Here is a 23,630-nt window from a genome sequence, read left to right as displayed (position 1 = left end):
AAATTATGTTGTTTTTAATATCAGAATATTTAGTTAAATATTTTACTTTTTTTAATGTCATTTCTTATTTAACGGTCAGGGCTATCTTAGCGCTGTTAACTTCATTAGCCATTTCATTAATTATGGGGCAAAAGGTCATTGATTGGCTACAAAAATTGCAGATTGGTCAAGTTATTCGTAATGATGGACCAGAATCGCATTTAAGCAAAAAAGGGACGCCAACAATGGGGGGAACCCTTATTTTGGCATCAATATCGATTTCAGTTTTTTTATGGGCAGATCTACGTAATCCTTATGTTTGGGTAACCTTATTTGTTTTAATTGGTTACGGCATTGTTGGTTTTGCTGATGACTATTTAAAAGTTATTCGTAAAAATACAGCCGGCCTTATTGCTAGATGGAAATACTTTTGGCAATCGGTTATTGCCTTAATTGTTGCGTTTGGCCTTTATGCCTATGGTAAAGATACTGCGGTAACCGTATTAGTCGTTCCTTTTTTCAAAGATGTGATGCCACAATTAGGATTGTTCTTTATTTTGCTAACCTATGTGGTCATCGTTGGTGCCGGTAATGCAGTTAATTTGACGGATGGACTTGATGGACTTGCAATCATGCCAACAGTATTTGTTGCAGCGGGTTTTGCTTTGGTATCTTGGGCTACAGGTAATGTTAATTTTGCAGCTTATTTACATATTCCCTATATTAAATTCAGTGGAGAACTCATGATTGTTTGCACTGCAATCGTCGGTGCAGGGCTTGGCTTTTTATGGTTTAACACGTATCCGGCAATGGTATTTATGGGCGATGTCGGTTCTTTGGCTTTAGGTGGTGTGTTTGGCATCATCTCAGTATTATTACGCCAAGAATTTTTATTACTGATAATGGGCGGTATATTTGTTATTGAAACATTATCGGTAATTTTACAGGTTGGTTCCTATAAGTTGCGTGGTAAAAGAATTTTCAGAATGGCGCCAATACATCATCATTATGAACTTAAAGGTTGGCCAGAACCTCGGGTGATTGTTCGTTTTTGGATTATTTCATTAATGTTAGTATTAATTGGGTTATTAACATTGAAATTACGTTAATTAATAAGATCAGGATTAAATCATGATTAGCTATCAGGGCAAAAACGTTGTAATTATTGGCTTAGGCATCACAGGGCTTTCTTGTGTTGACTATTTTCTTGCTCAAAATGTGATTCCCAAAGTCATTGATACACGTTTAAAGCCACAAGGATTAGAACTATTAGACAGTCGTATTGAATACCATTTAGGTGATCTAAAGCTTGATTGGTTGTTAGATGCTGATTTAATTATCGCAAGTCCTGGTATAGCTTTATCTACGCCACAATTACAGCAAGCGGCAAATCAAGGTATTGAAATTATAGGCGATATAGAACTTTTCTGCCGCGAGGTTAACAAGCAAGCCAATAAGCAAGTAGTTGCCATTACTGGAGCCAATGGTAAAACAACCGTCACAACATTGGTTGGTGATATTGTTAAATCATCAGGTATTAAGGTTGGTGTTGGCGGTAATATTGGTGAGCCGGCATTATCACTTTTAAAACAAAATGCTGATGTGTATGTGCTTGAACTGTCAAGTTTCCAATTAGAAACAACTTATAGTTTACAAGCAACTGTAGCGACGATTTTAAATATATCCGAAGATCACATGGATCGCTATCCGCTAGGTTTAATGCAATATGCTCAAGCTAAACAACGCATCTATCATAATGCAAAATATTGCGTATTTAATCAAGATGATAAATTAACAATACCCGAGTCTAATGAGCAAAATTGTGTCTCATTTGGGGTAAATAAAGGCGATTACCATTTAGATAATAATTGTGAACACTTAATTGCACAAAACGAAGTGGTTTTATCGACTAAAGAGATGAAACTAATTGGGCGTCATAATTATTTAAATGCGTTGGCTGCGTTGGCTATTAGTGATCGATTAGGTATTCCCAGAGCATCAAGTTTAGCAACCATAGCTACCTTTCAAGGTTTAGCTCACCGATTTGAATTGGTATATGAACAAAATGGTGTGAAATGGATTAATGATTCAAAAGCGACCAATGTTGGAAGCACTGAGGCAGCGTTAAATAGTGTAGTTTGTCAAGGTAAGTTATATTTATTATTAGGTGGTGATGGAAAATCTGCCGATTTTACCCCTTTAATTCCTTACTTACAAAATAACCAGATTGAAGTTTTTTGTTTTGGACGAGACCGTCAGTTACTTGCAAAATTAGCTCCGAGTAAAACTACAATGACAGAAACCATGGCAGATGCAATGCAACTAATCGCTAATAAAGTTAAGGTGGATGATGTGGTATTGCTTTCTCCTGCGTGCGCCAGTTTAGATCAATTTAAAAATTATATTGAGCGCGGTAATCAGTTTGCTCAACTGGCAAAGCAATATGCTCAAAGGAGTGAAAAATGACGTTTTTTTGGATAAAAAAACAGGTAAATCCAAATATACCGTTTGATAATTCATTACTATGGACAGTATTTGGTTTAATGATTTTTGGTTTAATTATGGTGACATCTGCATCGATGTCATTTAGTGAAACTAATCCTTTTTTCTATACCCAGCGTGAATTAATTCAGTTGGCTATGTCCCTGTTTTTAATGTTTGTGACATTGTATATTCCTATGCAGCGCTGGCAACAATTTAGTACCGCTCTTTTAATTGTTGCTATTATTATGTTAGTTATTGTTCTAGGCATAGGCTCTTCAATCAATGGTGCATCGCGTTGGATCCCACTGGGCGTTTTTAATTTCCAACCGGCTGAGTTAGCCAAATTATCTTTATTTATTTTTCTAGCAGCCTATCTATCACGCAAATCAGATGAAGTGCAAAATCGTTTTTGGGGATTTTTTAAACCCATGGTGGTGATGGCTGTTTTATCAATTCTACTCTTAAAACAACCCGATTTAGGTACCGTGATTGTGCTGTTTATGGTAACCATTGGTATTTTATTTATTGCCGGTGCTCAGTTGTGGCAATTTATCGCTATTTTGTTAACGGGTGTTGGTGCTGTGATATGTTTGATTTTATATGAAGCTTATCGTTTAACCCGTTTATTAACTTTTCTTGATCCTTGGCAAGACGCAACAGGATCGGGTTATCAGTTAGTTGCCTCATTGATGGCCATTGGTAGTGGTGGTATTACCGGTCAAGGAATGGGCAATTCAATTCTTAAATTGGGCTATTTACCCGAATGTCATACAGATTTTATTTTTTCCATTATTTCTGAGGAATATGGTTATATTGGGGTTGTTGCTTTATTGATGTTGTTATTTTTTCTCACATTTAAAGCATTAGCTATTGGATATAGAGCACTTAATGATGGTTCGCAGTTTTCAGGTTATTTAGCTTGTGAAATTGGTATTTGGTTTGGCTTTCAAACTTTCGTTAACATAGGCGTAACATCAGGTATGTTACCAACTAAAGGGTTAACATTACCATTTATTAGCTACGGTGGTTCAAGTCTTATTGTAATGAGCATTGCTGTTGCTATATTACTACGAATAGACTATGAGTTTAGACAAAAACAAGCACAAGCAAGAATAAGGTCAATAAAGTAATGAAAAAATTATTAGTGATGGCTGGTGGCACAGGCGGTCATGTATTTCCAGGTATTGCCGTTGCACATTATTTGATGAAACAAGGGTGGCAAGTTAGGTGGCTTGGTACGGCAGATAGAATGGAAGCGCATTTAGTTCCTGAAAATGGTATTGATATTGATTTTATCCAAATATCAGGTTTACGCGGAAAAGGGATAAGCGCTTTATTAAAAGCGCCTTATAAAATTGTTAAAGCGGTTTTGCAAGCAAGAAAAATTTTGAAAGCTTATCGTCCTGATGTAGTGCTTGGTATGGGCGGATATGTATCAGGTCCAGGTGGCATTGCAGCTAAAACTTTAGGTATACCTATTGTATTACATGAACAAAATGGTATTGCTGGTTTAACTAACAAATGGTTAGCGAAAATAGCAACTAAGGTGCTTCAAGCTTTTCCTACTGCTTTCCCCCACGCTGAGGTTGTGGGTAATCCGGTTCGCAATGATTTATTGCAACTAGCTGATCCTATTGAAAGATTGAAAGATAGACAAGGTCCGATTCGAGTATTAGTAATGGGCGGTAGCCAAGGTGCTAAAGTGATTAATGATATTGTGCCTAAAGTGATAACCAAATTGTCCGATAAATATGTAGTTTGGCATCAAACAGGAAAAGGAATGCTAGAATCAGTTTCTCAGTCTTATCAAGATTGTGATATGACAAACAATAAAATTACTGAATTTATTTCAGATGTTGCCGAGGCTTATAATTGGGCGGATATTGTCATTTGCCGAAGTGGGGCACTAACAGTGAGTGAAATTGAAGTGGTCGGAATAGGGGCGATTTTCGTGCCATTTATGCATAAAGATCGCCAACAATATTGGAATGCCAAATCTTTAGCCGATATTGGTGCTGCAACAATTATTGAACAACCCGATTTTAATGTTGCGTCGCTTTCTCATTTACTTGAAAATTTAAATCGATCTGAGTTAATAGATATGGCCGTTAAGGCTAAAAGTTTAGCTATTGTGAATTCGACAGAAAGAGTGGCTCAAACCCTGTGTTCAGTAGTAAAATGATTAATTTTTTATATAATGTGATGTAATCATCTTACTTAAGGTGTGTAAGGTTAATAATATCGTTATGTCCTATCAATCATTGAGTTAATTAATAATAACCATAATAGAATGCTCAATAAAGTTATGACATAACACGTAAATAAAAACAGAATAATTAGGAGTTAGATTGTGAATACGAAGGAATTAGCTGAATTAAGAGCAATTATTCCCGAAATGAAACGCGTCAAACATATCCATTTTGTTGGGATTGGTGGCGCTGGCATGGGAGGAATTGCCGAAGTTTTGGCTAATGAAGGTTATCAAATTAGTGGATCGGACATTGCAGAAAATGCAGTAACACAACATTTAGAGACATTAGGCGCAAAAATTGTTATTGGGCATGCGGCTGAAAATATACTCGATTCAAGTGTTGTTGTGATATCTTCAGCTATTTCGCAAGATAACATAGAGGTTGTTGCGGCGCGTGAAGCGCGTATTCCTGTTATTCAACGGGCAGAAATGTTAGCCGAACTAATGCGTTTTCGCTATGGTATAGCCATTGCTGGTACACACGGTAAAACCACAACAACAGCCATGGTCACAGCCATCTATGCTGAAGCAAAACTTGACCCTACTTTTGTTAATGGTGGATTGGTTAAAGCAGCAGGTACACATGCGCAACTAGGTAGCAGCCGTTATTTTATTGCCGAAGCAGATGAAAGTGATGCTTCATTTCTTCATTTGCAACCAATGGTATCGATTGTCACCAATATTGAACCTGATCATATGGATACTTATCAAGGTAATGTCGAAAATCTTAAACAGACATTTATCTCATTTTTGCGTAATCTTCCTTTTTATGGTTTAGCAATAATGTGTTATGACGATCCATTTAATCGTGATTTATTACCTATTGTAGGGCGTAAAATTATCACTTATGGATTTAGTGAAGAAGCGGATGTCGTCATTAAAAATTATCGTCAGGAACAAGGTATCAGCTATTACACGGTGTGCCGACCAAATCATGAAGATTTACAGATAGAATTAAATGCACCAGGAAAACACAATGCGTTAAATTCAGCTGCTGCAATTATTGCTGCCACAGAAGATGGTATTGACGATGAGTCAATTATTCATGCATTAGCTAAATTTGCGGGCACCAGTAGACGGTTTGATTTATTGGGGGTATTCCCTCATGTCAATGGCAGCGATATTATGATGGTGGATGATTATGGTCATCATCCAAGTGAAGTTAATGCAACAATACAGGCAGCAAGAAATGGTTGGCCCGATCGTCGATTAGTCATGCTATTTCAACCCCATCGATATACTCGAACACGGGATTTATTTGATGATTTTGCGCAAGTACTTTCTCAAGTCGATGCGCTGGTTATGTTGGATGTTTATTCCGCCGGTGAGCAACCTATTGCGGGAGCGGATAGTCGATCTTTATGTCGTTCGATTCGTAATCGCGGTAAAGTTGATCCGATTTATGTTTCCGATTTAGATCTTCTACCTGAGATTATGCAGGAATTATTGCAAGGTGGTGATTTATTATTAACACAAGGTGCTGGTAGTGTGGGTCGCATTGCTCGACAATTGGCCAGTGCTCAATTATATTCAAAAGAGGTATAATAATCATGAACGATAAAGTAGCTGTATTATATGGTGGTACCTCTGCGGAACGTGAAGTATCGATTAAATCTGGTCGTGCGGTGCTAGCCGGATTATTGGCCAGTGGGATTGATGCTCATCTTATTGATACTAAAGATCATGCAATTACGGATCTAAAACAACAAGGTTTTAATAAAGCTTTCATCATACTGCATGGACGTGGCGGTGAAGATGGTATTGTTCAGGCCATTTTAACTTATCAAAATATTCCTTATACAGGCAGTGATGTGTTGTCATCTGCATTGACAATGGATAAATTAAAAACCAAATTAATTTGGAAAGCAATGGATTTGCCGGTTGCCAATTATGTTATGGTTAATAAAACCCAACCTGTTGATGTTGAGTCTATTGTTAAACAACTTGGTTTACCGCTATTTGTAAAGCCAATTCATGAAGGCTCAAGCGTTGGGATGGCAAGAGTTAATGAAATCTCTGAATTGAAAGATGCTATAGATGTTGCTTTTCAATATGATGATGCGGTGATGGTTGAGTCATTTTTATCTGGACCAGAATTTACAGTAGCAATTGTTGGTGAAGAAGTTTTACCTGCAATTTACATTAAACCCGCTACCAAATTTTACGATTATGATGCAAAGTATCTATCTGACTCAACACAATACTTTTGTCCAAGCGGGTTACCAGAAAATAAAGAACAAGAAATTCGTAAATTGGCGCTTGATGCTTATAAAGCAGTAGGATGTCGAGGATGGGGAAGGGTAGATATTATGTTTGATGATAATCAAAATCCCTATTTACTTGAAGTCAATACTGCTCCAGGTATGACAGATCATAGTTTAGTGCCAATGGCAGCCAAGCAATACGGTTGGTCATTTAGTGAATTAGTTACACGAATTTTAAAACTGGCAACTATATAAATGGCCCTATTTTTATGAAACAAGTTAGGCAAGCAGCACATCGACGAGAAGACAAAAAAAGAAGGCGGCTGCTTATATTTCGTAGTACAGAACAATTAATGGGATTTTTGTTCTTTATTATGATTATTTTAATTAGTGCTTGGATTGTGCAAAGTATTAAAGACTGGATGGATGATCCTGAACAAATGGTATTGTCCCAGTTAACATTGAGCGGAGAACACACTTATACAACGGAAAATGACCTTCGTGAAGCGATTTTAGGTTTAGGTCTACCTAATACTTATATTGGACAAGATGTTGATGATATTCAGCAAGAGGTCATGCGCTTTCCATGGGTTAAGCATGCCAGTGTACGAAAACAGTGGCCGGATCGATTGATTGTTTATGTCGAAGAGTATAAACCGGCATTTTATTGGAATGATTTATTTTTACTTGATGAAAATGGCGTTGTATTTAGTGTACCTTTGGATCGTATTAGCGATTTAAAATTGCCAAGGCTATATGGTCCTGAAGGTAAAGCAAAATCAGTACTTGAAACATACTATAAATTAGATAATTTATCTAAAAAACTGGCTAATAATCAGTTGGCATTAAAGATTGACGCGGCAATATCCGATGAGCGAAATGCTTGGCAACTGATGGTAAAACAATGTATTGCTGGTATATGTGTTGAAGATCAGGAAATAAAATTGGTGTTAGGAAGTGAAAACATCGAAGAGCGTTATCAACTATTTATGAAATTATTTCCTGAAATACAATCAAGAATACCAACAAATGAAAGAATAACGGTCGCTGATTTACGTTATGAAAATGGTATTTCAGTAACAAGAGAAAAAATAGCGCAGTAAGGAATAAATAAAGGCTGAAGTATGAAAGCAACAGAAAAAAAATTGGTTGTAGGACTAGAAGTTGGTACATCAAAAGTACTTGCTCTTGTTGGTGAGGTTCTTCCCGATGGTATCATTAATATCATTGGTGTAGGGCATTGCCCATCAAAAGGCGTTGATAAAGGTGGTGTTAACGATCTAGAATCTGTGGTGAAATCAATCCAACGAGCTGTTGATCAAGCTGAGCTAATGGCAGATTGCCAAATATCTTCGGTTTATTTAAGTCTTTCTGGCAAACATATTCGTTGTCAAAATGAGATTGGTATGGTGCCAATTGCAGATGAGGAAGTGACCGCCGAAGATGTTGAAAATGTGGTGCATACAGCAAAATCAGTCAGAATTTTAGATGAACATCGAATCTTACATGTTATTGCCCAAGAATATTCCATTGATTTACAAGAAGGGATAAAAAATCCGATTGGTTTGTCTGGCGTACGTATGAAAGCTAAAGTGCATTTGGTCACTTGCCATAATGATATGGCCAGAAACATTGTAAAAGCTGTTGAACGTTGTGGTTTAAAAGTTGATCAGCTTATTTTTTCTGGTTTAGCATCGAGTTATGCAGTATTAACTGATGATGAAAAGGAATTAGGCGTCTGTGTTATTGATATGGGCGGCGGCACAATGGATGTGACGGTGTATACGGGTGGTGCTTTACGTCACTCTGTTGTCATTCCTTATGCGGGAAATGTTGTCACTAGCGATATCGCTTATGCTTTTGGTGCACCGCCAATGGATGCTGAAAATATTAAAATTCGCTATGGTTGTGCTGTCGGTTCATTAATCGGTAAAGATGAAGTCATCGATGTACCGAGTGTTGGTGGTAGGCCATCTCGTTCTTTACAAAGACAGACACTTGCAGATGTCATAGAACCTCGTTATTCTGAACTTCTTTCCTTAGTTCAAAAAGAATTACTTTCGCTACAAGAAGAACTCAAAAAACAAAATGTCAAATATCAACTCGCAGCCGGTATTGTATTAACTGGTGGTGCAGCTCAAATTAAAGGTATGGTTGAGTGTGCGGAAAAAGTTTTTCAAAATCAAGTACGTATAGGTCAACCTTTAAATATTTCGGGTCTAACTGATTATGTACAAAAACCTTATTGTTCAACGACAGTTGGGTTATTACACTATGGGAAACAGAGTTTATTAAATGATGATGGCAAAGATAGTGACAAATCATCATTAAAAGGGATAGCTAAACGTTTGACCGGTTGGTTTAAAAAAGAATTTTAGCTAATATATTTCAAGAACTTCGTGGACATTGTAGACGGTTATCTGTACAATGTTCTAAGATCGTAAAATTGGAGATAAGTTATGTTTGAGCCTATGGTTGCAGATGATGAACCAGCAGCAGTCATTAAAGTTATTGGTGTTGGTGGTGGCGGTGGTAACGCCGTTGAACACATGATTGCTGAACATATTGAAGGTGTAGAATTTTTTGCGGCAAATACAGATGCACAAGCATTAAAAAGAATTAAGGTAGGTCAAACTATCCAAATCGGTACCAATGTAACCAAAGGACTTGGTGCTGGTGCTAATCCTGAAGTGGGTAGAAATTCTGCCGAGGAAGATCGTGAGGTCATTCGTAGTGCTATTGAAGGCGCTGATATGGTATTTATCGCAGCGGGAATGGGCGGTGGAACAGGTACAGGTGCTGCCCCAGTCGTTGCTGAAATCGCTAAAGAATTAGGTATTTTGACCGTTGCTGTAGTGACAAAACCATTTGGTTTTGAAGGTAAAAAGCGTATGGCTTTTGCTGAGCAAGGTATTGCTGAATTAGCCAAGCACGTTGACTCGCTTATTACTATTCCCAATGATAAATTACTAAAAGTATTGGGTAGAGGCGTTAAATTATTAGATGCTTTTGCGGCGGCAAATGGTGTGTTAAAAGGTGCGGTGCAAGGTATTGCAGAATTAATTACTAAACCTGGCCATATCAACGTGGACTTTGCCGACGTTAGAACAGTGATGTCAGAAATGGGATATGCCATGATGGGATCAGGTCGCGCAAGTGGTGATAATAGAGCTGAAGAAGCTGCTGAAATGGCTATTTCTAGCCCATTATTAGAAGATATTGATTTATCTGGTGCGCGCGGCGTCTTAGTTAATGTTACAGCCGGTTTAGATCTTGGCTTAGAAGAATTTGAAACAGTGGGTAGTACAGTTAGAGCATTTGCTTCTGATAATGCAACTGTTGTTGTCGGGACAACTTTTGATCCTGATATGTCAGATGAAATTCGTGTTACTGTTGTTGCAACAGGCATTGGTATGGATAAGCGTCCAGAAGTTAAAATTGCTAAACCAATTTCACAAAACTCACTATTTGGTCAAAGCAGTAATTTAGGACATCAAGAAGAGAAATTAGCTAAAGTGGTTAACGAGCAGAGCATTTCTCCTCTGGAAGAAAATAAAATTTTAGATATTCCTGCTTTTATCCGTAAGCAAGCGAATTAATGTTGAACTTATTTGGTTTTTTATTGTCTAATGTCAATAGAAACAAATAGAATAGTAGGTGTAAAGTGAAACAAAGAACATTAAAAAGGACAATACAAGCAACAGGTGTTGGTTTGCATACCGGCAAAAAAGTTACTTTGACGTTACGCCCTGCGCCTGAAAATACAGGTGTTATTTATCGTCGTACTGATTTAAATCCATATGTTGATTTTCCGGTGGATGCAAAATCAGTGCGTGATACTATGCTTTGTACATGCTTAGTGAATGAAGATAACGTTCGTATCTCAACTGTTGAGCATATTAACTCAGCGCTAGCAGGTCTTGGCATCGATAACATTATTATTGAAGTTGATGCACCTGAAATTCCAATTATGGATGGTAGTGCAAGTCCGTTTGTATACTTACTGCTTGATGCAGGTATTACCGAACAAAATGCACTTAAACGATTTTTACGCGTTAAAGAAACCGTTCGCGTTGAAAATGGTGACAAATGGGCTGAAGTTAGACCATATAATGGGTTTAGATTAGATTTTACTATCGATTTTCATCATCCGGCAATTGATAGTAGTTCACAACGTTATCAGTTGGATTTTTCGTCTGAATCATTTATTCGTCAAATTAGCCGAGCAAGAACATTTGGTTTTATGCGTGATATCGAAGCATTACAATCAAAAGGTTTATGTTTAGGCGGTAGTTTAGATTGTGCAATTGTGGTTGATGATTATAAAGTCCTTAACGAAGATGGTTTGCGTTTTGAAGATGAATTTGTTCGTCATAAAATGCTTGATACTATCGGTGATTTGTATATGTGTGGCCATAATATGATTGGCGAAGTAGTTTGTTATAAATCTGGTCATGCTTTAAATAATCAATTATTACAAGCTTTATTAGCAAAACAAGATGCGTGGGAATATGTCACTTTTACCGAAGAGCAAACTGTTCCACTTGCTTTAGGTACGCAGCAACTTGTTTTAGCTTAAAAATTTAAATACATTTATTTATCTAATAAGCGCTTCCATATATTAATGGAAGCGTTTTTTATTTTTAAATCAAAAAGAGTTTTCCATATGAATACTAGTCATTTTTTTGCTCATTTGTCACGATTAAAATTGATTAATCGCTGGCCTTTAATGCGTAATGTGAGAACTGAAAATGTATCTGAACACAGTTTGCAAGTGGCTTTTGTTGCACACGCCTTAGCTATTATTAAAAATAAACGATTTAATGGTAATGTTAATCCTGAAAGAATTGCCCTATTAGCTATGTATCATGATGCATCAGAGGTTATCACGGGTGATTTACCCACACCAACAAAATATTACAATCCTCAAATAACGGTTGAATATAAAAAAATTGAAAAAATAGCACAAAATAAACTCATCAATATGTTACCCAAAGAGTTACAAGACGATTTTAGATGCCTAATTGATGATGATTTTTATACTGAAGAAGAAAAAAGCATTGTGAAACAAGCTGATGCTTTATGCGCATATCTTAAAACAATTGAAGAGTTAAGTGCGGGTAATAACGAATTTAAACTGGCAAAACAACGCCTTAAAAAAACTTTATCTGAGCGAAGTAGCCCTGAAATGGATTACTTTTTAGATGTTTTTGTACCGAGTTTTAATCTTTCTTTAGATGAGATCACCGCATAGAGGATTATTGCTATGTCGATTTGATGATGCTCTTTTTTGAAAAAACAGTAGAGCATCATCTTTGTCTAGTTAGTTTCAGTGATTAAAAACTAATTTTTGTAAGAGCCGTAATATAATTTGAATTTCTTTTACTCTCACCAAAGTATTGATAATTAATATTTACATCAACTAAATTATATTTATAGGTGATGCCGCTAGCAAAGTTATATTGATTTTTGCTACGGTTGGATGAGTAGGCACGCATTTTAGATAAATTATCAATGCCATTAATAGTGATATCACTATCAAATTCATCATTACTCAAATTAAATGCATAACCGGTTTTTGCGGTTAACAATAATTGACTATCCTGATTTTGCCAAACTAAATAATTCGCTGTTAAATCGACAGGAATCAATAATGATGAATTAGATGATTTATCATATTTAACTAAATCAATACTGTTATAACTGACATTATGTGCGCTATTTTCAGTATACACATAAGTTAAACCAATCGCAGGTGTTAATGTTAATTGATCAGTACTTTGCCAGTCATAACCAATCGAACCACCAATATTCCACGTATTACTATGGAATTTTTCCTTGAAAGTATTGTGATTGTCGTCTGCTTTTAATCGGTTTTTTCCATAAGAGTAGCCGGCGTAAGTTGATGCAATGATATTTGTTGGTGATTTATAAGTAGAATAAAGCTGAATTTGATAATTATCGATATCTGAATCATTGGATGAAGCTGCTTTATTTTTATAATCACCTGACGAATAACCGATTGCTGAGCCTACTAGTAGGTTATCTAGCAACTCTTTGTCGTATCCCATCATAAATCCGTTAGAAGAGTATTTATAACCAGAAATACCATCATGGTTATCGGTATTTTCATCATGATGGGTAAGGTTTATCCATAAATTATCATCATTACCAGCTAATTTTTTATTTTGAAAATATTGTCCAACTTGTTTGTCTAAGATTGATTTAGTGTAATTGAAGTTGTTAAGTGCAATTTCAGACAAGTGTAAACCTTGATTATTATTATATAATCCAGCTAAAGCGCGATTAAATTGTAACGTCGTGCCACGATTTTCAATAGCTAAATTACCTCGTCCTATTGCGCTTAATACTGCCCAGTTTAAATCGCCAGCTAACGATTTATCAGAAATAACACTGCCATTGTTAGTCGGATTATAGAATGATTCATACGAAACTTTAGCTACATTTTGTGCAAATCGTTTTGCTACATTTTTTGAATTAGTACCGACTTGTTGATAATAACGGGAAATTTGACGATCAGCAGCAGCTTTTGTTTGAGCGGCATTACTAAAGTCAGTGACATTAGTCGCGTTAACAAATTTTAACTCATTGCCTGTTAATTTGAAGTTCAGATCGCCATAAATGTTTTGAATAAGTGCTTTTGTTTCATTATTTTGAATATTAGCAATTTTCAAAGAATTATTTGCTGATAACACGGTGGCATTAGCTTCAGAAGAGGTATATTTAAATGCGTTCTTTATAAAGTCATCTGTAGCAGAAAATTTTGCTGTTGCATTAACATTGACATTATCACCATTAATTTCATTAATCTGTTTTGTATCAGAAACCCCAAAACTGATAATGCCATCAATATTTAATTGTGATGTTTGGTTATTTTGATCACTAATGAAAAGAGAACCTTTAGATGATTCGATTGTAGCATTTTTACCGATATATACCTGTCCATTTGATGCCAGTTTGACAAAACCATTACCTCGGCTAGCACTTAAAATACCTTGATCAATCACGTTGAAATTACCACCAATGCTGACATCAACAGTTCCCCCTCGCATAATAATCATTTTACCGGTCTTACCTATGGTCACAGAAGACTTATTAATATCGTTATTGGTTGTTTCTAGTACTGTTTTTGCTCCGATGATTTCAATATCACCACCGGTTAAATTAAAGCTACGAGTGATTAACTTAGCTGGTGCTAAAGCGGTACCGGCTAAATGATTATCGCCACTGCGAATATTGGTATCGCCATCTACTTTTACGGTGGTTTTACCTGTCGTATTTACTCCTGTACCCATGACATTACCAGCCAATATCATGAGTCCGCCTCTTTCTTTATCTGCACCTAATTCAACATTAATATCGCCTGTTACATGGACATTAATGTCTTGATTGATAGGGTTAAATGGATAATCTTTATGCAACCCTAAATATTGAGTAAAGAATTTTGTATCAAATTTACCAATCCAAGTATCATTATAAATTTGAAAGTTACCGTTGATATTCATATTGATATCACCTGCAGCAAGTGAAGCTGCTTCACTATCGGTTTTACCACTAAAACCTAAGTGAAATGAACCATCACTATTAACAGTCAAACCGTCAGGAACGCTAATATTAATCGCATTAGTACTATTGTTAGTTATGAAATAACGTTCATTAATTTGGTTGAAAGGTAAAATGACATCAGAGGAAGCGTTATAGTTGTAAGCTTGTGCTTGATTGGCACTAAATACTGTGATTATTAATAAAGAAATTGATTTGAGTTTCATGGTTGATCTAAAAAATCCTTTTAAAAATGAGAATAATAAACTATCAATAATAATCAATAATCTTTATTTTTGACAATTAATATTTATTATCAATATGTTAAATAAAAATGATCACAAATTACTTTTGATAAGTATAACGTTTTACAGGCCTACCAATGGATAAATAGGTCAAATAACTTTCAATTTCACCTAGATCTTCTAAATAATCAAGATATTTTTTTAATGATATGCGTGATAATGGTATTAACTCGACAATATCGCTCATCGAAAACTCATGATTATAGTTAATAATAGTTTCACGGACTTTTTTTAATGTTTGGCTATCAATTCCTTTGGGTAATTCTTTATGGTTTATCGGTGGTTTAGCAAAAATACGATCGTCTAATTGATGTTGATTAAGTATTTTTGATGAGGACAATAAACGTACTCGTTCTTGATATGAAATAAGTGCAGTTCTTAAGCGTTCAAAGGTAAATGGTTTGACAATATAATCAATTACGCCCAAACGTAATGCGGTTTGGATATCACTGGTATTACATGCTGCTGTCACCATAATAATATCAATTTGAGGATAACTGATACGAATATGTTGCAACAATTCAAGCCCATTAAGTTTAGGCATAAAGACATCGAGTAAAATGAGATCTACGTGATTGTCATGAATAAAATGTAGTGCTTGTTCGCCATTACTGACATTGGCCATTAAATGAAATCCTGTCATCCTTTGTAGGTATTTTTTATTTAACTCTGCCACCATTGGATCGTCTTCAACAATCAATACATCAACCATTACTCTTTCTCTCTATAAAGTTCACAAAGTGGTAATGATACTTTAAAACAAGCTCCTTTTTTATTAATTGGATCACACAATTGAATATGTCCACCAAGCTCATCAAGGCTAGCCAAAACTAAATAAAGTCCTATACCTCGGTTATCTCCTTTGGTTGAATAGCCTTTGTTGAAAATATATTGTATATCTTGTTGCGCAATACCTTCACCATTATCAATGACTTCAATTTCAAAAATTTCATGGCTTATCAATAAATTAATAATGATCTGTTTATCATCTAAAAATTGAATCGCATCTAATCCATTATCGATGAGATTGCCAAGAATGGTAATTAAACTGTGAGTCACAGAGATATTCGGGATGAGTTTTAATTCACCTTTAACATTTAAAGATAATGATATACCTAGCTCACGAGCTCGACTAAATTTGCTATTTAAAAATCCCGCAATAATGGGGTCTTTTATCGTTTGACTAATTAGCTTAGATTCAGCTTGTTTGTTACCTATTATTTCTTCAAGATAATCGATTAATTCTTGTTTATTATCATTAAATGCTAACCCATAGATAACATGTAATTTATTATTAAATTCATGAGATTGTGAACGTAATGCATCAGCATAACGATTCACCCCCGTTAGGTTTTCGGCTAATTGGCGTACTTCAGTCATATCCCTAAATGAGGCAATAGCGCCAACAAGTGATTCTTTTACAAATAATGGTGTTCGGTTAGTTAAAATAACAACACCATTGATGTTTTGTTCACAATCATATTCAGGAATACCTGTCATCATGACATCACATAATCGAGTATTAGGAATAATCTTTGCAATTGGATAGCCGATAATATTATCTTTACTATCTGGTAAGCGTAATATTCTTCTCGCTTCATCGTTAATTTGAGTTATCAGCCCTTCACGATTAACAACCACAATCCCTTCTTTGACTGTTCGTATAATTGCATTTCGTTCTTCAAATAAGTGAGCCATCTCTAATGGTTCAAGTCCATATAATATTTTTTTTATGTTTCGAGATAGTAAAGAGGCTAAGATAATGGCGATGATTAATGATGCGACTAATGATAACCAAATAGGTTGACTGGTTTTGGCTGCAGAATGATTAATTTTTTTTAACGTTTGTCCAACTAGCACGCCACCAATTTGCTGGTGTGATTGATTAAAAATAGGTCTAAAAGCACGCACTGAATCGCCTAAGGTTCCCTTGGCAATTGATGAATAAGATTCACCTTTTAGTGCTGGTTGCTCATCGCCGCCAACAATAAGTTGCCCAATTTTGTTTTTATCTGGATGGGAAAGGCGTATGCTTTGCATATTAAAAATAACCACAAAATCGACTTGAGTCATTATCCGTGCTTGTTCAGCAATAGTTTGAATGGATGCTAGATTTTCTGGTGTTGGAACTTGCATTTTATTGATAATATCATCGGAGGTTGAGATGATATTAGCAATATTTTCAACCCCTTGACGTGAATGCATTAAATATTCGTCATTAACAACATGTACAATATAAATATTTTGGGCAATAACCGATAGTATAAATACCAAACAAATTAAGCTAATTAATTTAATTTTTAGTGTTAATCGATTAAAAAGATACTTCATATTCATTATTCATGTTAAATCACTAATAGTCTGATTATATTAACTTATTAATGGTAAAAACCTACTACCCAATTATTTTGATAGTAGGTTTTGATTGTTAAGTTTATTTATTAATTCTCTATTACTTATTCACTTTTAGCCGCATTTTTTACACTTTCGGCTACGACTTTGGCGACATTAGGCTCAAAAGCGTTGGGCAATATACACTCAACAGAAAGTTTATCTGGCGTAATAATGTTGGCTAAACCTTTAGCTGCTGCTAACTGCATGGCTAATGTAATATTTTTGGCTCTCGCGTCAAGCGCACCTCTAAAGATGCCTGGAAAAGCCAGTACATTATTAATTTGATTTGGATAATCACTGCGCCCTGTCCCGACAATGTAAGCGCCAGCGGCTTTTGCTTCATCAGGAAAAATTTCGGGTGTCGGATTTGCCATTGCAAAAATAATTGATTTTTCTGCCATGGTTTTGACCCAATCGGCTTTTAAAACCCCAGGTGCAGATACGCCAATAAAAACATCGGCATTTTTTACTGCATCTTCAAGTGTTCCTTTTTGTTTTGATTTATTTGTTCTTTTGGCTATCGCTAAATGATGAGGAGGTAAACGTTGATCATCTTCAGATAAAATACCAATTTTGTCGACGATTTTTAGATCGGTAACACCTGCCGCTAAAAGCATATCGGCAATAGCTAAACCGGCAGCTCCACCGCCGTTAATAACAACTTTGGCCGATTCAATTTTTTTACCCGCCACTTTTAATGCATTATATAACGCGGCTAAAACAACAATAGCTGTGCCGTGTTGATCATCATGGAAAACCGGGATATCTAATATTTCTTGCAATCTTTTCTCAATCTCAAAACACCTTGGTGCGCTAATATCTTCAAGATTAATTCCGCCAAAAGATGGGGCTAATGCTGCAATATGCTTAACTAACTCATCAGGATCTTGAGTATTGAGTGATAATGGAATGGCATCAACATTGGCAAATTTTTTGAATAATATCGCTTTGCCTTCCATGACGGGTATTGCCGCTTCAGGTCCTATATTTCCTAGCCCTAATACCGCTGAACCATCAGTTATAACCGCAACCAGATTGCGTTTGCTGGTATACTCATATACTGATTCAGGATTTTTAGCAATTTCAGTACAAACTGCAGCAACCCCAGGGGTATAAGCCACACTCAAATCCGACATAGAGTTAACCGGGACTTTAGCATTTATTTCAAATTTGCCATGCATTTGTTTGCTGATAGCTAAGGCTTTTTCTTGCACTGTTGTCATAATTATTCCTTTTTAATTATACTCAATCAATTTTTTATAAGAGGTTAGATAATTGGATATCTAAACTGTTAACCTAATCATGTAACATGATAATTATTACTTATTTTAACTCATCTTTTTTGCTACTACATATGTAAATATCTTAATAGTGCTGTTGTGCATATCACCATTAATGCGCCTCCTAAACGTGTTGCGACTTGCGCAAAAGGCATTAGGTTCATTCGATTAGCGGTTGAAAGTATCGCAACATCGCCTGTTCCCCCCATACCACTTTGACAAGATGAAATAATCGAGGCTTCAACAGGGTACATTTTTAGGAAGAAACTACATACAAAACCGGTCATCGAAACAGTTAATACAACCGAAATGATGGTAATAAAATAAGGCACGGTTAATACATTGACTACACTGCCTAAATCAATATACAACAATCCTAATCCTGCCATTAATGGGAAGGTAAAATTACCAGAAATAAACTTATACCATTGCTGGCTACCCCGTTCTACACTTTCAGGTAGCAAACGGAAGTATTTCACTATTGCCGTAGCAATGATCATTAAAACTGGTCCAGGGAAGTGAGTTATCTTTTCTAAAATCATACCGAAAATAAATAAGGTAGCTAGAATCATTATCGCACCGCTCATGGCTCTAGCATCTAATGGTGTTTTATCCTCTTTTAATGCGTCGGCAAGTCCATCAAATTCAATTTTGACTAACTGACCATGACCACTTAACTGCGGTTTTAACTCACCAACTCGACTCATAATAGCGGTGAAAGTAATAGCAAAGAAGTTGCCTACAACTGTTGCTGGGATTAATGCACTCACAAAGGAATCATAATTTTGATTCAGGATATTACTATAAGCATTAGAGAGCTGTAACACACCTTCACCGATTCCGCCAGCCATAACTGGGGATACTGTGTAGAAAAATGCATGTTCCCATGTATCACCAAAAGCGACAGCTACTGCAACGCCAACAACGGCTGCAATGCACATGCCAAGCAGCATAGGAATCATCATACGAATAAAACCTTGAATCAAAATGACTCGATGCATACCAAGAATGCTACCACAAACTAAACTTGCAATATAAAATAGGAGGAAATTAGAATCCTTCATTAACATTTTTGTGGCGGCTAACGTGTTTTCATCAAAAACGCCATAATATACAAGGATTGATGGCACAATTAAGGAAAGTATAGCTGGCGCACCAAATTTTTTAAAAAAAGGAATATTTTGCCCAATAGTGCCTAAACACCATCCAAGGGGTAAAATCACTGCAAAACCACCAATTAATGTTTTAGGTAGCATGTTTAACTGGGCTGCAATGATAACAATAATTGAGCACACAATAAAAATTGGTAAGGGTAACGAACCTACATAAATTTTATTTTCTTGTATTTTCTGCATCATGCCCATAACTGTATCTCTCCTTTCTGTCATTTTATTATTTCTCTAAATAACAGTAGTATAGTTATACAGATAGAAATCAGAAGAATATGAAACTTATCTAACTAGTTTTGTAATTAATGTAAGTAGTTAATTTGTCTTTATGTTCGTTATTTTACTAAAGCCATTAGCCATCAAGCAGTTTTGGCCTTTTTCACTAAGTAAAAAACCAATAAATAATTTCGCCATTTTATGAGCCGGTTTAAGTAAGGCAATACTATAATCTATAGCAGGATTAAACTTGGCAGGCAGATTAATAATAGCTAATTTCGGATTTTGTAAAATTGTTTGTGCGTAATTAGCATAACCAATATAGGCGTCAACGGTGTTGTTTAGTAAAAAAAATTCAGCCGGATGCATCGCTTTAGGGATATGACTCTCTAGTGATCCCCCGACTAATTGTTTTGCGCGGTGTTTTAATTGCTCACCCATACCCGCATAGCAGGTACCTATGTTATCAAATAGCTGAAAAGTATAATCTCCAGATGGATCTTTTTGCGGAGTAGACATACCAATACGTGTTTCAGGATTTAATAATAATTTGATGATATCGCTTGATGTCCATTTTGATTCATTTCTTACTGTTACACATAAGCGATTATGAGCAAAAACATAATCAGATATAGCCTTTCTGTGATCTATGAGTGTTTTAGGATGCAACGTGTTAGCCGATGCAAATAAATGAATATTATCGTCAGGGGTTTTCTGCAATAGTTTTTCACATAGTAATCCAGCCGGTCCAAATTTTATATGAATTTCGGTTGAAAAGCTTTGTTTGAATAGTTCGGCTAATGCAGGAAATGCAATACGTAAACTTCCCGCTGCATAAATATTAAGTGTTGTCATAATGATTACCCATTGTGTAAAGGGGAATTATGGTTTGGCAGTCAGAAAAAACTATTTTTTTCATTGTGATGTTATATAACTGGGTTAATTGTGTCTCGGTTAACAACGTTTGGGTAAGACCATATTGGTAACCTGTTTCATCAAGTAATAATACTTTGTTAGCTAAACTCATTGCATGAGCTGGATCATGAGTCGTAAACACAATAGTTAAATTTTGTTTCTGTACTAATGATGACAAAATGTTTAACACTTTATTTTGATTATGTAAATCTAAGGCACTTGTTGGCTCATCGAGTAATAAAATTTTCGATTCACTCATTAATGCACGGGCAATAAGCACTAACTGTTTTTGACCGCCAGAAAGCTGTGAAAATAGGTGATGACTATAATGTGCTAATCCAAATTGGGCTAACTTATCTTCAACTAACTGCAAAGTGTGTTTATCGGGTTTTCCAAATAATCCCCACTTTTTAGCGCTTCCCATTACTACAATTTCCCATACTTTATAATCTATATTGGGCATGAAATTTTGTGGAACAAAGCTACAATAATAAGGATTGGTGATAGTGCCACTTAAAGGCTTAAGGGTTCCCATTAATGTATTGAGCAAAGTACTTTTTCCTCGGCCATTCACGCCAAGAATGGCGATAATATCATTGGTATGAATTGTAATATTTATCGCTGTAGTTAAGGGCTTACTCTGTTGATAACCACAAATTAAGTTATGTGTTGTTATAATGGCTGATGTCATATTAGGATTTCTGTAAAATTTGATGTCGTAATAACAAAACAAAACATGGTGCACCAACCAGCGCTGTAATAATACCGAGTGGTATTTCAGCCGTGTTGATGGTTCGTGCAATATCGTCAACAATAATCATAAAAGTACCGCCGAACCAAAATGTTATAGGCAGTAGTCGTTGATGATTACTACCGACCAATAATCGCGCGGCATGAGGAATGATTAATCCTACCCAGCCAATGCAACCACTAACTGCAACTTGCATAGAAATAATTAAGGTACACAAAATTAAAATTAACCATCGAGAGAAAAGAATCGATATACCTAAATTTTTAGCTTCACTGTCCCCTAATGATAAAATATTTATCCGCCAACTTAACTGGATTAAAAAATAGCTAGCAATAACAATTGGAATGGCTAATGTCATTAATTTATCCCAATTAGCTGTTGAAAAACTCCCTAATAACCAAAATACAATATTGGGGAGTGTTTCTTCACTATCTGCGAGGTATTGTATTAAACTCACCAGTGCATTAAAAAAACCACTTAATATTAATCCAACTAATACTAGAACTAGCACATTGTTTTGTTTAATAACGTGAGTTAATAATAAGATTAAAAAGAGTATTAATAGCCCAAATGAAAAAGCTGAAACCATCAGTCCAAACGTTGAAAAATTTAACAAAATGGCTAAAGTCCCACCAAAAGCTGCACCTGATGTCACACCAATGACATGAGGATCAACAAGCGGGTTATAAAATAACCCTTGTAATACTGCGCCACAAATTGCTAATCCTGCACCAGCTAGAAAAGCTAATAAAATACGTGGCAACCTTACTTGCCAAATGACTTGATTATCAACCACCATTGTTTGATCTATTTGTGATGTTGGCAATGAAAGCAATACATGGATAACTTGGCTAACAGATATTGAATAGTGTCCAATAATTAATGAAACAACTATTAATATTATAGTTAATATAATCAGGCCAACATGTAAATGGCGATAGGAAAAGCCGATCATATTATCTTGCTATTCCCCTTGATAGTTGACGCGGTAAAATCGCCAGTAATAATCATTGGCTTGTTTTTGCATATCAATATCTTTAAACAAATCTGGGTAAAGTTTTTTTGCCATCCAAAGCTCACCGATAGCTAAAGCTTCAGGCATAGGATATCCCCATGCTTTTGCGTATTCGGGCATTAAATAAACTTTTTTTTGCTTAACTGCATCAATATTTTTCCATAAATCATCGGATAAAATTGTTTCAACGACTTGTGGATATCGATCTTGCACAAAAATAACTTGTGGATTCCATTGTATGACATTTTCTATCGAAACTTGTTTAAAGCCCTGAATCGTTGCCGCAGCAACATTAATGGCGCCTGCATGTTCCATCATTAATCCAGTATATTTGCCCGAACCATAGGTAGTGAGATCTGGGTTAGCCATATAAACGCGTATGCGTTTTTCAGGTGCTATACGTTGTAATCGATCTGTGACAATTTTTCGATGCTCAAAAGTATAGTTGATTAAGTCCTCGGCTTCATTGTTAGCATTAAGCACGTCACCAATTAGGCGTATTGCTTGTTTTAATCCTTCATTGTAAGTTGTCTCTTCATCAACCATAATGGGATTTAGTTTATCTGCCTGCGAGGCTATATCTTTGCGTAACGAGATAGCAATAACCGGAATGTTGAGTTTTTCAATTTGATCGATAACCGCTTTGGGCATGTAGTTTGTGACAAAGACAATTTGCGGTTTGAGAGCAAGTAAACTTTCGATATTAACCGAAGTTAGATCGCCCGGTGTCGGTAGGTTAGATAAAGTTGGAGCAAATCTGACAAAGTCTTTTCCTAATAATTTTTGCCAAGAAGACAAAACACCTACAAGGGTCTGTTGACGGTTTAGTTGTACAATTAGATTTAATGTTTGATGTTGCAAAACGACTACTCTTTCCACTTTATCAGGGATTTGAACAGTGCGGTTAAGTTGATCAGTCACTTGTTTAGCTTCACAGGTGACTGTTAAGCAAAGTGATAAAAACAATCCAAATAGTAGTAAAAACTTTTTATAAATTTCCATCGTTCATCCTAATAGACATATAATGTGTTAATTAATAATTAATTAGTTTAAAATTATATTCGCTATATAATTTTAAATATAGCGAAATTTTAGTTTAATAAC

General features: G+C 35.7%; 20 protein-coding genes. 11 read left to right on the top strand and 9 right to left on the bottom strand.

Annotated features, from left to right (window positions below; genetic code table 11):
* Positions 1 to 5 precede the first annotated feature (5 nt).
* From mraY to yfbR, 11 genes are all read left to right on the top strand, one after another.
* Complete coding sequence (gene mraY / locus A9G09_RS05440) at positions 6 to 1,088, top strand: phospho-N-acetylmuramoyl-pentapeptide-transferase (protein WP_065633878.1); 1,083 nt, start codon at positions 6 to 8, stop codon at positions 1,086 to 1,088.
* Positions 1,089 to 1,110: 22 nt separating this feature from the next.
* Positions 1,111 to 2,445, top strand: a complete 1,335-nt coding sequence (murD, locus tag A9G09_RS05435; protein ID WP_065633877.1) for a UDP-N-acetylmuramoyl-L-alanine--D-glutamate ligase — start codon at positions 1,111 to 1,113, stop codon at positions 2,443 to 2,445.
* The gene (gene ftsW / locus A9G09_RS05430) at positions 2,442 to 3,593 is read left to right on the top strand and encodes a cell division protein FtsW (RefSeq protein WP_065633876.1); all 1,152 of its coding nucleotides are present in this window, start codon (positions 2,442 to 2,444) and stop codon (positions 3,591 to 3,593) included. Before murD ends, ftsW begins: the two co-directional genes overlap by 4 nt.
* On the top strand, positions 3,593 to 4,645 hold the full coding sequence (gene murG, locus A9G09_RS05425; RefSeq protein WP_065633875.1) for an undecaprenyldiphospho-muramoylpentapeptide beta-N-acetylglucosaminyltransferase: 1,053 nt from the start codon (positions 3,593 to 3,595) through the stop codon (positions 4,643 to 4,645). Before ftsW ends, murG begins: the two co-directional genes overlap by 1 nt.
* Positions 4,646 to 4,813: 168 nt before the next feature.
* Positions 4,814 to 6,259 carry a UDP-N-acetylmuramate--L-alanine ligase gene (murC, locus tag A9G09_RS05420; RefSeq protein ID WP_065633874.1) on the top strand — a complete coding sequence of 482 codons (1,446 nt, stop codon included), beginning with the start codon at positions 4,814 to 4,816 and terminating at the stop codon, positions 6,257 to 6,259.
* 5 nt (positions 6,260 to 6,264) lie between these two features.
* A complete protein-coding gene (locus A9G09_RS05415; protein WP_065633873.1) occupies positions 6,265 to 7,173 on the top strand; it encodes a D-alanine--D-alanine ligase in 909 nt (302 codons plus the stop codon).
* Positions 7,174 to 7,187: 14 nt separating this feature from the next.
* Entirely contained in the window at positions 7,188 to 8,021 is an 834-nt protein-coding gene (locus A9G09_RS05410; protein WP_081297490.1) for an FtsQ-type POTRA domain-containing protein, read from the top strand.
* 21 nt (positions 8,022 to 8,042) lie between these two features.
* On the top strand, positions 8,043 to 9,296 hold the full coding sequence (gene ftsA, locus A9G09_RS05405) for a cell division protein FtsA (protein WP_065633871.1): 1,254 nt from the start codon (positions 8,043 to 8,045) through the stop codon (positions 9,294 to 9,296).
* A gap of 81 nt (positions 9,297 to 9,377) precedes the next feature.
* The gene (gene ftsZ / locus A9G09_RS05400; protein ID WP_065633870.1) at positions 9,378 to 10,517 is read left to right on the top strand and encodes a cell division protein FtsZ; all 1,140 of its coding nucleotides are present in this window, start codon (positions 9,378 to 9,380) and stop codon (positions 10,515 to 10,517) included.
* A gap of 65 nt (positions 10,518 to 10,582) precedes the next feature.
* Positions 10,583 to 11,497 (top strand): UDP-3-O-acyl-N-acetylglucosamine deacetylase, encoded by a 915-nt coding sequence (gene lpxC / locus A9G09_RS05395; protein WP_065633869.1) that lies wholly within the window; start codon positions 10,583 to 10,585, stop codon positions 11,495 to 11,497.
* Between the two features lie 87 nt (positions 11,498 to 11,584).
* Positions 11,585 to 12,172, top strand: a complete 588-nt coding sequence (gene yfbR, locus A9G09_RS05390; protein WP_065633868.1) for a 5'-deoxynucleotidase — start codon at positions 11,585 to 11,587, stop codon at positions 12,170 to 12,172.
* An 82-nt stretch (positions 12,173 to 12,254) separates the two neighbouring features.
* On the opposite strand, the gene A9G09_RS05385 is transcribed toward yfbR, so the two are convergent.
* From A9G09_RS05385 to A9G09_RS05345, 9 genes are all read right to left on the bottom strand, one after another.
* Positions 12,255 to 14,708, bottom strand: coding sequence for an autotransporter outer membrane beta-barrel domain-containing protein (locus A9G09_RS05385; protein WP_065633867.1), 2,454 nt, complete (start codon positions 14,706 to 14,708; stop codon positions 12,255 to 12,257).
* A gap of 118 nt (positions 14,709 to 14,826) precedes the next feature.
* Positions 14,827 to 15,498 (bottom strand): response regulator, encoded by a 672-nt coding sequence (locus A9G09_RS05380; RefSeq protein WP_065633866.1) that lies wholly within the window; start codon positions 15,496 to 15,498, stop codon positions 14,827 to 14,829.
* The gene (dcuS, locus tag A9G09_RS05375; protein ID WP_065633865.1) at positions 15,498 to 17,117 is read right to left on the bottom strand and encodes a DcuS/MalK family sensor histidine kinase; all 1,620 of its coding nucleotides are present in this window, start codon (positions 17,115 to 17,117) and stop codon (positions 15,498 to 15,500) included. The genes A9G09_RS05380 and dcuS overlap by 1 nt, the downstream gene beginning before the upstream one ends.
* 125 nt (positions 17,118 to 17,242) lie before the next feature.
* Positions 17,243 to 18,403 (bottom strand): NADP-dependent malic enzyme, encoded by a 1,161-nt coding sequence (locus tag A9G09_RS05370; RefSeq protein ID WP_065633864.1) that lies wholly within the window; start codon positions 18,401 to 18,403, stop codon positions 17,243 to 17,245.
* A gap of 125 nt (positions 18,404 to 18,528) precedes the next feature.
* A complete protein-coding gene (locus A9G09_RS05365; RefSeq protein ID WP_065633863.1) occupies positions 18,529 to 19,824 on the bottom strand; it encodes a 2-hydroxycarboxylate transporter family protein in 1,296 nt (431 codons plus the stop codon).
* Positions 19,825 to 19,944: 120 nt separating this feature from the next.
* Positions 19,945 to 20,700: a substrate-binding domain-containing protein gene (locus A9G09_RS05360; RefSeq protein WP_065633862.1), complete on the bottom strand. Its 756-nt coding sequence runs from the start codon at positions 20,698 to 20,700 to the stop codon at positions 19,945 to 19,947.
* The gene (locus tag A9G09_RS05355) at positions 20,687 to 21,451 is read right to left on the bottom strand and encodes an ABC transporter ATP-binding protein (protein WP_065633861.1); all 765 of its coding nucleotides are present in this window, start codon (positions 21,449 to 21,451) and stop codon (positions 20,687 to 20,689) included. The genes A9G09_RS05360 and A9G09_RS05355 overlap by 14 nt, the downstream gene beginning before the upstream one ends.
* A 1-nt stretch (position 21,452) precedes the next feature.
* Positions 21,453 to 22,466: an iron ABC transporter permease gene (locus tag A9G09_RS05350; protein WP_065633860.1), complete on the bottom strand. Its 1,014-nt coding sequence runs from the start codon at positions 22,464 to 22,466 to the stop codon at positions 21,453 to 21,455.
* A gap of 9 nt (positions 22,467 to 22,475) precedes the next feature.
* Entirely contained in the window at positions 22,476 to 23,528 is a 1,053-nt protein-coding gene (locus A9G09_RS05345; protein WP_141671533.1) for an ABC transporter substrate-binding protein, read from the bottom strand.
* Between the last annotated feature and the right edge of the window lie 102 nt (positions 23,529 to 23,630).

It is taken from the genome of Gilliamella sp. wkB292 (assembly GCF_001690235.1).
Classification (GTDB): domain Bacteria; phylum Pseudomonadota; class Gammaproteobacteria; order Enterobacterales; family Orbaceae; genus Gilliamella; species Gilliamella apicola_F.
Note: the sequence above shows the minus strand (reverse complement) of the source record. Positions and strands in the feature narration are given on the sequence as shown.